The sequence below is a fragment of the Mycobacterium sp. genome, assembly GCF_049280035.1.
In the GTDB taxonomy this organism is placed as follows: domain Bacteria; phylum Actinomycetota; class Actinomycetes; order Mycobacteriales; family Mycobacteriaceae; genus Mycobacterium.
Genome location: NZ_JBAPPI010000485.1, coordinates 1 through 10375 on the forward strand (window position 1 = coordinate 1; position 10375 = coordinate 10375).

Genomic DNA, 10375 nt, shown 5'->3' on the forward strand with positions numbered 1-10375 from the left:
GTGCAGCGGTATCCGCGTCGCCGGGATACCCAGCTTCTGCACGAAGCGGTGGGTGTTCTCCGAGACGCTGGAGAAATACACCAGGCTGCAGGACGGCACGGCGATCCCCTCCTGTTTTACTGCGCCGCTGCCGGCTACGCGCTCAGCACGCCAGCGGCGAGCGCCTTGATCCGGTCGGGCCGGAAACCCGACCAGTGCTCGTTTCCGGCCACCACAACGGGAGCCTGCAGATACCCCAGCGCCATCACGTAGTCGCGCGCCTCGGAATCCAGGCTGATATCGACCGCCTCGTAGGCGACGCCCTGCTTGTCCAGCGCCTTGTACGTGGCGTTGCACTGCACACATGCCGGCTTGGTGTAGACGGTGACGCTCATCGGTACGACTCCTCTGTCGACGGTGGGAACGAGACACGGACTGGCAACTGCTCTGGTATTGCATCTGTACTGCTTTTCAGCAGACCGCCGCGCCCAAGAATTCCCATCTTGCCGATCCGCGTCAGCCTGCCTGCGATGCCGATTAACGCGGCCCGGTCGACCTGGTGAACCTGAGGTCTGTCGGTGTCGGGAACACTACACCTAGTGGGTGACAATAAGAAGAGATACAAGATGTTCTGAAAAACATTCATGAAATTCCCTGGTCGTAAGCCCTCGCGTCGGAGCGGCACCGGCGTGTCGTAGATCACAAAATGGTTTCGCGGCGGTATACCCATAGATTTACCGCCGGGCACCGACAGAACACGCCGGCCGCATCCGCTCAGCAAACGACTCGGACGGGCATCAGCCCACTTCGGCAACCAGCTTGCCCACCGCATCGCGCACGTTGGACACCGTCTCGGCGTGCTCGCGCGGTGCCTGACCATTCAGCGATCCGAACGGCACCGACAGCTTGATCGACTCGACGACGCTCGGACCGGCGACCCCAAACGACTTGCGGGTCTCGTCATGGGCCCAGACGCCGCCGTAGCGGCCGAACGACCCGCCGATGACGGCCAGCGGCTTGTCCTTCAGCGCGCTGTTGCCGAATGGCCGGGACAGCCAGTCAATGGCGTTCTTGATCACGGCCGGGATGCTGCCGTTGTATTCCGGGGTCACCACCAGGGTGGCGTCGGCGTCGGCTGCGACCGCCCGTAGTGCTGTGACCGACGCGGGCACGTCGGCCTCGTTGTCGATGTCTTCGTTGTAGAACGGCAGCTCACCGAGCTGGTCGAAGATGGTGACGGTCACGCCGTCCGGAGCGACGTCTGCCGCCAACTCAGCGATCTGACGGTTGATCGACGCGGCACGCAGACTTCCTACCAACGTCAAGACCTTGATTTCCGGCATCTCCATTTCCCTTCGATAGTTGGTGTACATCCTCGCATGACTCAAACGGACCCTAGTCCGGATTATTCCATCCGGGTTAAGGTGCAGGTGTGAGCGCCGCTGACCCGTTGACCTGGCTTGGCGAGCTGCCCTCTCCCGCCCCGCTGGAGCGCGGCGACGCCGCCCGCAACCGTGTGCTGTTGCTGGACGCCGCGCGCCGGCTCATCGCCGAGCGCGGCGCCGACGCGGTCACCATGGACGACATCGCCGCCGCCGCGGGCGTCGGCAAAGGCACGGTGTTTCGTCGATTCGGCAGCCGGGGCGGCTTGATGATGGTGCTGCTCGACGAGGATGAGCGGGCCAGCCAGCAGGCGTTCTTGTTCGGTCCGCCGCCGCTGGGTCCGGATGCGCCGCCGCTGGATCGGCTGCTGGCGTTCGGGCGCGACCGGCTGCGGTTTGCCCATGCCCACCACGAGCTACTCTCCGCCGCCAACCGCGACCCCCAGACTCGTCACGGTTCGCTGATCAACGCCCCCTACATGGTGCTCCGCATGCATGTGCGGATGCTGCTGGCCTCGGCCGGGACGACCGGCAACCTCGATGCCCAAACCGATGCCCTGCTGGCGTTGCTCGACGCCGACTACGTCGAGCATCAACTCGACGATGCCGGTCAGACCCTGCAGACATTGGGCGATGCATGGGAAAGCTTGGCGCGCAAGCTGTGTGGGCGGTGAGCGACTCGAGCCCGGTGTCGAAAAGCTGGATCCTGCACGTCGACCTCGACCAGTTCCTGGCCTCGGTCGAACTGCGCCGCCACCCGGAGTTGGCCGGGCTGCCGGTCATTGTCGGGGGCAACGGTGATCCGACCGAAGCGCGCAAGGTGGTGACCTGCGCGTCATACGAAGCCCGCGAATTCGGTGTGCACGCGGGTATGCCGCTGCGCACCGCCGCCCGGCGCTGTCCCGACGCCACGTTCCTGCCATCGGATCCCGCGGCCTATGACGAGGCCTCAGACCAGGTGATGGGATTGCTGCGCGACTTGGGGCACCCGGTCGAGGTATGGGGCTGGGACGAGGCATACCTGGGGGCTGACGTCGAGGATCCAAGCGAACTTGCCGAACAGATCCGCACCGTCGTCTCATCGGCAACCGGGCTGTCCTGCTCGGTGGGCATCAGCGACAACAAACAGCGCGCCAAGGTCGCCACCGGATTCGCGAAACCGGCTGGCGTGTCGACCCTCACCGACGCGAACTGGATGACCGTCATGGGCGACCGGCCAGTCGACGCGCTCTGGGGCGTCGGTCCGAGGACCACGAAAAAGCTTGCCGCTCTTGGTATCACAACGGTCTGGCAATTGGCGCACACCGATGCCGAGCTGCTGACGTCGACGTTCGGCCCGCGGACGGGGCTGTGGTTGTTGCTGCTGGCCAACGGCGGCGGCGACGACACGGTCAGCGCCGAACCGTGGGTCCCCCGTTCCCGCAGTCACGTCGTGACCTTCCCGAAAGACCTCACCGATCGTGGCGAAATGGATTCAGCGGTAACCGAATTAGCGCGTCAGGCACTCAGCGAGGTAGTAGCTGCCTCGCGGATCGTCACCCGGGTCGCGGTGACCGTCCGCTCCGCCACGTTCTATACCCGCACGAAGATCCGCAAGCTCGATATACCCACCACCGACGCGGACGTGATTATCGCCGCCGCGCTGCGGGTGCTGGACCTGTTCGAGTTGGACCGCCCGGTCCGGCTGCTCGGGGTGCGGCTAGAACTGCAAATGCCGCAGTAAGTCAGCGCGGCACCGGCGATGGCCGCAGCGCCCGGGCGAACAGCACGTTGACTTGACGCATCACCACGCTGTAGGGCCACCACGCGACTCGTTTGAACGCATACAGTGCGCGGATGTCCGCCGAGGTGTAGATCAGAAACCGATTCCTGGCAACCCCGGCGAGGATCTTGTCCGCGGCCTTTTCCGGCGAAACCGCATGGCCGCTGAAGCGACCCACCCAGCGACTAACTCCGGGGTCATCGCGATCCACGCCGGCGATCTCGACGGTGTTGACCAGCGGGGTGTTGACCGCGCCCGGCACGACGACCGACACCCCGATGCGGTGCCGGGCCAAGTCGAAGCGCAGCACCTCGGACAGTCCGCGCAGCCCGAATTTGCTTGCGCTGTAAGCGGCATGCCAGGGCAGCCCGATCAGCCCCGCGGCCGAGGACACGTTGAGAAGATGACCGCCCCGGTGGGCCGCAAGCATCGGCGGCAGGAAGCTCTCGATGACGTGAATCGGGCCCATCAGGTTGATCGCGACCATCTTGGTCCACTGCTCGTGGGTCAGCCGATCGACGGTTCCCCACGCCGAAACCCCAGCGATGTTCATGACGATGTCCATGCTCGGGTGCTGGGCGTGGATGTCGGCTGCGAACGAAGCGACCTCGTCATAGTTGGAAATGTCCAGCGCCCGGAACGCAGGCACCTGTGCGCCCAGCGCGCGAGCATCGGCCACGGTCTCCGCCAGCCCGTCGGCGTTGCGGTCCGTCAGATAGAGCTCGGCACCGTGGCCGGCGAGCCGCAATGCCGTCGCACGGCCAATACCGCTGGCCGCACCGGTGATAAAGCACCGCTTTCCCGCGAACCTAGAAGGGTTGGTCTGCGCCATGGGAGATGACGATACCGGCGGTAACGAACTGATGGCCGCGGGGACTAGGTGACCTCCGCGCCGCCCCACAGCGCGTTGCGCCACAACGCCTCGAGCACCCGCACGCCGCGTTGCACGTCGCCGTCGGCACCCAGGAAGGCGGTGTCGCCAGTGAGCATCTGCGCAGTGGTGGCCGCCAGTGTGCGCACCAAGGCCGGGACGTCGTCGCTGATGGGGTGGGCGGTACCGGCCCGCAGCTCATCCTCGACGATGCCGATGATCTGCTCGATCACGCTGTCGACCTGCTGATCGAGAATTTCGCGTATCTCGGCGTCGGTGCTCCGCGCGGCGTTGCATGCCGACATCACCGGGTCGTTGTGTGCATAGACCGCTGCGGCGCTACCGACCATCCGCTTGGCGAACGCTGCCGGCGATTCGTCCGGCTCGCGCGGGGCGAAGTAATGCGTTAGCTCTTCGAGCTCGTGTGTGGCCTCGGCGAGGATCTGGGCCAGCACCGCGTATTTGGAGTCGAAGTAGAAGTAAAAGCCGGATCGGGCTACCCCCGCGCGGTCGCTGATGGTGCTCACCGACAACTGGGCGAACGGCTTTTCCTCAAGCAGTTCACGCACGGCCTGCACGATGGCCTGCCGCTGCCGGTCGCCCCTTCGTCTCGGAGCCGTCGCGGCCTGCTCCTGATCCGCCCCTCCGCGGATGTCCTGCTGGGTGTGCACCCCTCGACCTTGCACTACGCCAGCGCAAAAGGAAACTTGACAGCCGTCAAGTTTCATCGAAGGATGGCGGTTGGTGACGCCTGCCACAATGCCGGTCAAGGCCGGTCCCGCCCTTTTGCGCAGGCGCCGAGGGGGGAACGACTTAACGTGTCTAAGGCGACCATCAGCACCTCGCATTACCTGCTCGATCAGGCGAAGCGGCGGCTGGTACCGACGGTGAACACAATCCCCGGTATGGGCTTGATCGAGAAAAGGCTGCTGACCGTCGACTGGAAGCAGCACGCCCTGGCTGAGCCGCCGCCTGGCAGCGGGTTGAAGCCGGTGATGGGCGATTCGGGGCTGCCTATCCTCGGCCACATCATCGAGATGTTCCGGGAGGGACCGGACTTTCCGCTGCACCTGTACGACACCCGCGGCCCGATTTTCTTCGCCGACTCGCCGATCCTGCCGTCGATCGTGGCAGTCGGACCCGACGCCACCCAGGCCATCTTCTCCAACCGCAACAAGGACTTTTCGCAGAAGGGCTGGCATCCGGTGATCGGCCCGTTCTTCAACCGAGGGCTGATGCTGCTCGACTTCGAAGAGCACATGCATCACCGGCGCATCATGCAGGAGGCCTTCACCCGCTCGCGGCTGACCGGGTATGTCGCCCACATCGACGAGGTGGCGACCGCGGTGGTGGCCGACTGGCCGACCAACGACGCGCGCTTCCTGTTCCATCCGGCGATGAAGGAGCTCACCCTCGACATCGCCTCGGTGGTGTTCATGGGCCACGAACCCGGCAGCGACCACGACCTGGTCACCAAGGTGAATCAGGCGTTCACCACGACGACTCGGGCCGGCGGCGCGGTCATCCGGACCGGTGTCCCGCCGTTCAAATGGTGGCGAGGGCTGCGGGCCCGCACGGTGCTTGAGGACTACTTCACTGAACGCGTCGCCGCGCGCCGCAACGCCGAAGGCACTGACATGCTCACCGTGCTCTGCCACACCCAGGACGACGACGGCAACAGCTTCACCGACGACGACATCGTCAACCACATGATCTTCTTGATGATGGCCGCCCATGACACCTCGACGTCGACCACGACGACCATGGCCTATCAGCTGGCCGCCAACCCGGATTGGCAAGAACGCTGCCGTGACGAGTCGGCCCGGCTCGGCGACGGGCCCCTGGACATCGAGTCACTGGAGAAGCTGGAGACGCTGGATCTGGTGATGAACGAGTCGCTGCGGCTGGTCACACCGCTGCCGTTCAACATGCGCCAGACCGTGCGGGACACCGACTTGCTCGGCTACTACGTGCCGGCCGGCACCAACGTGGTGACCTGGCCGGGGATGAATCACTGGCTGCCCGAATTGTGGACCGAGCCGCGTAAATTCGACCCGGAGCGTTTCTCCGAGCCGCGGGCCGAGCACAAGAAGCACCGCTATGCCTTTGCCCCGTTCGGTGGCGGAGCGCACAAGTGCATCGGGATGGTGTTCGGCCAACTTGAGGTCAAGACCGTCGTCCACCGGCTGCTGCGCCGCTACCGGCTCGAGCTGCCGCGGCACGGCTATCAGCCGCGCTGGGACTACGGCGGTATGCCGATCCCGATGGACGGCATGCCGATCGTGTTGCGCCCGCTCTAACCGGGTTTTCTACGCGCTATCCCCGTAGAGCCGGTTCGCGCAGGCGATGACCGCGCACAGCGCCGACTGCGTCGGGTCCTCCGACCAGCCCATCGCCCACTCGGCCCGGCAGCCGTCACTGCCCTGGATGAAGGTCGCGGTCGTCTCCCCTGACCGCAGCTGATGAAACCGCAGCATCTCGACAGCCACGCCATGGTCGTAGAGCATCGCGGTCAATGCGGCAACCGGTCCTGTCGCGGTGGCGGTCGCGGTCTCGAGGCGATCCCCAAACCCCAGCGTGGCCCGGAATGTTCGGGCCTGTGGACCCAGCCGGGTCGCGGGGCGCCCGCTGTCAGCGCATTCCCATTGGCCCAAACGCAGTGGTCCGGCGCTGGGAGCGTAGGTTGCGGTGAAAGTGCTCCACGACATGGTGTCGGCGTCCTCCCGAATTCCCCGCGGTAGCGCAATGCCGTGAAAGCGGATCGATGGCGATTCAGGTGGAGCGGGCGCCGTCTCGGCGCCACTCGGAAATCTCAGGTCGGTGATTGTCATGTGCCGGTTTTCTCTGGTCGTTCAGTGGTGACCGACAGGTAGTAGCTTCCGACCCACAGCGGGGGGTCGGTCTGGATCAGACCCCGCTGCGGGTGCTGGCTACTACGAGAAGAATCTGCACGTCGCCGAGAGTAGACGCTGCTGGGCGGCCGGTGCAACTTCATTAGCGGGTCACTGTCGGGTTCCGCGGTGTAGAACGGGGTTCATGGGCCTGCTCTGCCCTCAATACACCACGGCGGTGACCCGCCATGCATGAGCTGTCGCTGTGCCAAGCGATCGCCGGGCTGGTCAAGCCGTATGCCGACGGTCGCCATGTCGATATCGTCCGGGTCCAGATCGGTGCGCTGCGCCAGGTGGTGCCCGAGTCGCTGACGTTCTGCTGGACGCTGCTCCGCGACCATGAGGACATGCCCGACGCCGAGCTGGAGCTCGAGTTCGTCACCGCCGAGGTCCAGTGCCGCTCGTGTGGCAGGCGTTCGACGATCACCTCGCAGTGGTCGCTGCTGTGCCCGGGGTGCGAGAGCGCCGATGTCGAGGTGTTGCGCGGTAACGAGTTTCAGGTGACTTCGCTGGACGTTTCGGAAAGGGTCGGTGAAAGGTAGCGAACATGGGCAGGTTTCATCGACACGACGACGGCACGGTGCACGCCCACGACCACGCCGAACACCCGCATGAGCATCACGATCACGGGGACCACAGCGGCTACGAGACCGGCTCGCAGCGCATCGACGTGCTGGAGTCGATCTTCGCCGAAAATGACGTCCGCGCCGACTACAACCGAAACGCCTTTGAGAGCAACGGTATTCGTGCGCTGAACTTGATGAGCTCACCGGGCTCGGGCAAGACGACGGTGTTGGGCGCAACGCTCGACGAACTCGCCGGCGAGTTCGCCGTCGGGGTAATCGAAGGCGATATCGCCACCGATCTGGACGCGGCCAAGCTCGGCGGCCGAGGCGCCCAGATATCCCTGCTCAACACCGGCAACGGATTTGGCGGCGAATGTCATCTTGACGCGCCTATGGTCAACCGCGCGCTGCAGGGCCTGGATCTAGAGCAGCTGGATTTGGTGATCATCGAAAACGTCGGAAACCTGGTGTGCCCGGCGGAGTTTGATGTCGGCGAGCACGCCAAGGCCATGGTCTACTCGGTCACCGAGGGCGACGACAAGCCGCTGAAATACCCGGTGATGTTCCGCGCCGTGGACGTGGTGCTGCTCAACAAGATCGATCTGGTGCCGTATTTGGACGTCGACGTCGACTCCTATCTGGCCCGTGTCCGCGAGGTCAATCCGACGGCGACGATTTTGCCGGTCAGTGCCCGCACCGGCGCAGGCATGTCCGCCTGGTTCGGCTGGCTGCGACGGTTCATGGCCGGCTCGGCCGTTTGAGCGCTCGGTGATGCCCACTTTGGGCGCGGCTGAATCGGCAGCGGGAAATCGCTTGGCTCGCAACACATGCATCTGATTCGCAAGACGGCAGCAATGTTGCTGATCGGCACGCACCTATGACGGCCCCCGACGGCGATCAAGGCCAAAGAATACGCCGGGACTGACGAAATCAGGCATGAATCCGGAAACCTGTACGAGCCCTCCGGTTTTGCCAGAACATCGTTGACAAGGTAGTTCGGCGAGAGTAGACCGAGGAATTAGCGCCGCATAGTGGGTCAAGCAAGCGGCTCCGGGCGACGCCGGGGTTTCAGGGGGTCCCAGCCCGGCCCCGGGAGGCTGCATCATGCCAACAGAAGCAGCAGTCAAAGCAGAAGAAACGTTGATCCACGTTCTATGGATCAATGCGGGTCTCAGTTGTGACGGCGATTCGGTGGCGCTGACTGCCGCCACCCAACCCAGTGTCGAGGAGATTGCGCTGGGCGCACTCCCCGGACTGCCCAAGGTCGCCGTGCACTGGCCCTTGATCGACTTCGAATGCGGCCCCACCGGTGGCGCCGACGATTTCCTCGAGTGGTTCTTCAAGGCCGACCGCGGTGAGCTGGAACCGTTCGTGCTTGTCGTGGAAGGTTCGATTCCCAACGAGGCGATCAAGAGCGAGGGGTACTGGTGCGGGTTCGGCAACGACCCGGCCACCGGGCAGCCGATGACCACCAGTGAGTGGCTCGACCGGCTCACTCCCAAGGCGACCGCGGTGGTCGCAGTGGGGACCTGCGCCACCTACGGCGGCATCCACGCGATGGCAGGCAACCCGACCGGCGCCATGGGCGTACCCGACTACCTGGGCTGGGAATGGAAGAGCAAGGCCGGAATTCCGATCGTCTGCGTCCCGGGCTGCCCTATCCACCCCGACAACCTGTCCGAGACACTGACCTACCTGCTCTACATGGCCACCGGGCAGGCGCCGATGATTCCGCTCGACGACGCGCTGCGGCCCAAGTGGTTGTTCGGCAACACCGTGCACGAGGGCTGCGACCGGGCCGGCTACTACGAGCAGGGTGACTTCGCCACCGAGTACGGATCACCGAAATGCATTGTCAAACTTGGCTGCTGGGGCCCGGTCGTGAAATGCAATGTGCCCAAGCGTGGCTGGATCAATGGCATCGGCGGTTGCCCGAACGTCGGTGGTATCTGCATCGGTTGCACCATGCCCGGTTTCCCGGACAAGTTCATGCCGTTCATGGACGAGCCGCCGGGCGGCAAGGTTTCCACCACCGCCTCAGGACTTTATGGCTCGCTGATCCGCAACCTGCGCGGTGTCACCGCGCGCACCGTGGACAAAGAGCCGAAGTGGCGACACACGGGCGACAAACTCACCACGGGCGCACGCCGCACCTGGTAGGCGCGACGCGGCATCTCAGCTGAAGATAGGGAGCAAAGTTCGATGACAACGATCATCCCCGAGCCGTCCCACGCGAAGCGCGAGCCCGGCCAACTTGTCGAGATGGCGTGGGATCCGATCACTCGGATCGTCGGCAGCCTCGGCATTTACACCAAGATCGACTTCGAGAACCGCGAGGTCGTCGAGTGCCACAGCACATCGTCGATCTTCCGCGGCTATTCGATTTTCATGAAGGGCAAGGATCCCCGCGACGCCCATTTCATCACCAGCCGCATTTGCGGTATCTGCGGTGACAACCACTGCACGTGCTCGTGTTATACGCAGAACATGGCCTACGGAGTCAAGCCGCCGCACTTGGGCGAATGGATCGTCAACCTCGGCGAAGCCGCGGAATACATGTTTGACCACAACATCTTCCAAGAGAACCTGGTCGGCGTCGACTTCTGCGAAAAGATGGTCTCGGAGACCAACCCGGGTGTGCTGGCCAAAGCGGAAAACACCGCAGCTCCGCATGCCGACGCACACGGATACAAGACCATCGCCGACATCATGCGCTCGCTGAATCCGTTCAGTGGGGAGTTCTACCGCGAGGCGTTACAAGTCAGCCGGTACACCCGAGAGATGTTCTGCCTGATGGAAGGCAGGCATGTACACCCGTCCACGCTGTACCCCGGCGGCGTCGGGACGGTGGCGACCATCCAATTGATGACCGACTACATGAGCCGGCTGATGCGCTACGTCGAGTTCATGAAGAAGGTCGTGCC

Annotated in this window: 12 protein-coding genes and 1 pseudogene; 7 read left to right on the forward strand and 6 right to left on the reverse strand. The window is 64.4% G+C overall.

Annotation, left to right across the window (positions count from 1 at the left end; genetic code table 11):
- The 3 genes and pseudogenes from WAN71_RS15870 to WAN71_RS15880 form a co-directional block, all read right to left on the reverse strand.
- Window positions 1–105, reverse strand: a pseudogene (locus WAN71_RS15870) (class Ib ribonucleoside-diphosphate reductase assembly flavoprotein NrdI); the annotation flags it as partial.
- Between the two features lie 29 nt (window positions 106–134).
- Window positions 135–374, reverse strand: coding sequence for a redoxin NrdH (locus tag WAN71_RS15875; RefSeq protein WP_422226245.1), 240 nt, complete (start codon window positions 372–374; stop codon window positions 135–137).
- 402 nt (window positions 375–776) lie between these two features.
- Window positions 777–1322, reverse strand: coding sequence for an NAD(P)H-dependent oxidoreductase (locus tag WAN71_RS15880; RefSeq protein ID WP_422226246.1), 546 nt, complete (start codon window positions 1320–1322; stop codon window positions 777–779).
- A 107-nt stretch (window positions 1323–1429) separates the two neighbouring features.
- On the opposite strand from WAN71_RS15880, the gene WAN71_RS15885 reads away from it, so the two are divergent.
- Together WAN71_RS15885 and WAN71_RS15890 are read left to right on the forward strand one after the other, a co-directional pair.
- Window positions 1430–2035 (forward strand): helix-turn-helix domain-containing protein, encoded by a 606-nt coding sequence (locus tag WAN71_RS15885; protein WP_422226255.1) that lies wholly within the window; start codon window positions 1430–1432, stop codon window positions 2033–2035.
- Between the two features lie 14 nt (window positions 2036–2049).
- The gene (locus WAN71_RS15890) at window positions 2050–3084 is read left to right on the forward strand and encodes a DNA polymerase IV (protein WP_422226256.1); all 1035 of its coding nucleotides are present in this window, start codon (window positions 2050–2052) and stop codon (window positions 3082–3084) included.
- A gap of 1 nt (window position 3085) precedes the next feature.
- Here WAN71_RS15890 and WAN71_RS15895 read toward each other — a convergent pair whose 3' ends face one another.
- Together WAN71_RS15895 and WAN71_RS15900 are read right to left on the reverse strand one after the other, a co-directional pair.
- Window positions 3086–3955, reverse strand: a complete 870-nt coding sequence (locus WAN71_RS15895; protein ID WP_422226247.1) for an SDR family oxidoreductase — start codon at window positions 3953–3955, stop codon at window positions 3086–3088.
- Between the two features lie 44 nt (window positions 3956–3999).
- Window positions 4000–4722 (reverse strand): TetR/AcrR family transcriptional regulator, encoded by a 723-nt coding sequence (locus WAN71_RS15900; protein WP_422226248.1) that lies wholly within the window; start codon window positions 4720–4722, stop codon window positions 4000–4002.
- A 90-nt stretch (window positions 4723–4812) separates the two neighbouring features.
- Between WAN71_RS15900 and WAN71_RS15905 the strand changes: the two genes are divergently transcribed.
- Window positions 4813–6294: a cytochrome P450 gene (locus WAN71_RS15905; RefSeq protein WP_422226249.1), complete on the forward strand. Its 1482-nt coding sequence runs from the start codon at window positions 4813–4815 to the stop codon at window positions 6292–6294.
- Between the two features lie 9 nt (window positions 6295–6303).
- Here WAN71_RS15905 and WAN71_RS15910 read toward each other — a convergent pair whose 3' ends face one another.
- A complete protein-coding gene (locus tag WAN71_RS15910; protein ID WP_422226250.1) occupies window positions 6304–6825 on the reverse strand; it encodes a homocitrate synthase in 522 nt (173 codons plus the stop codon).
- A 248-nt stretch (window positions 6826–7073) separates the two neighbouring features.
- Here WAN71_RS15910 and WAN71_RS15915 point away from each other — a divergent pair, with 248 nt between their 5' ends.
- From WAN71_RS15915 to WAN71_RS15930, 4 genes are all read left to right on the forward strand, one after another.
- Window positions 7074–7427: a hydrogenase maturation nickel metallochaperone HypA gene (locus tag WAN71_RS15915; RefSeq protein ID WP_422226251.1), complete on the forward strand. Its 354-nt coding sequence runs from the start codon at window positions 7074–7076 to the stop codon at window positions 7425–7427.
- 5 nt (window positions 7428–7432) lie between these two features.
- Complete coding sequence (gene hypB, locus WAN71_RS15920; RefSeq protein WP_422226252.1) at window positions 7433–8212, forward strand: hydrogenase nickel incorporation protein HypB; 780 nt, start codon at window positions 7433–7435, stop codon at window positions 8210–8212.
- A gap of 343 nt (window positions 8213–8555) precedes the next feature.
- Complete coding sequence (locus WAN71_RS15925; RefSeq protein ID WP_422226253.1) at window positions 8556–9611, forward strand: hydrogenase expression protein HypE; 1056 nt, start codon at window positions 8556–8558, stop codon at window positions 9609–9611.
- Between the two features lie 42 nt (window positions 9612–9653).
- Window positions 9654–10375 (forward strand): nickel-dependent hydrogenase large subunit (locus WAN71_RS15930; RefSeq protein ID WP_422226254.1); only part of this gene is annotated, 722 nt, incomplete at its 3' end.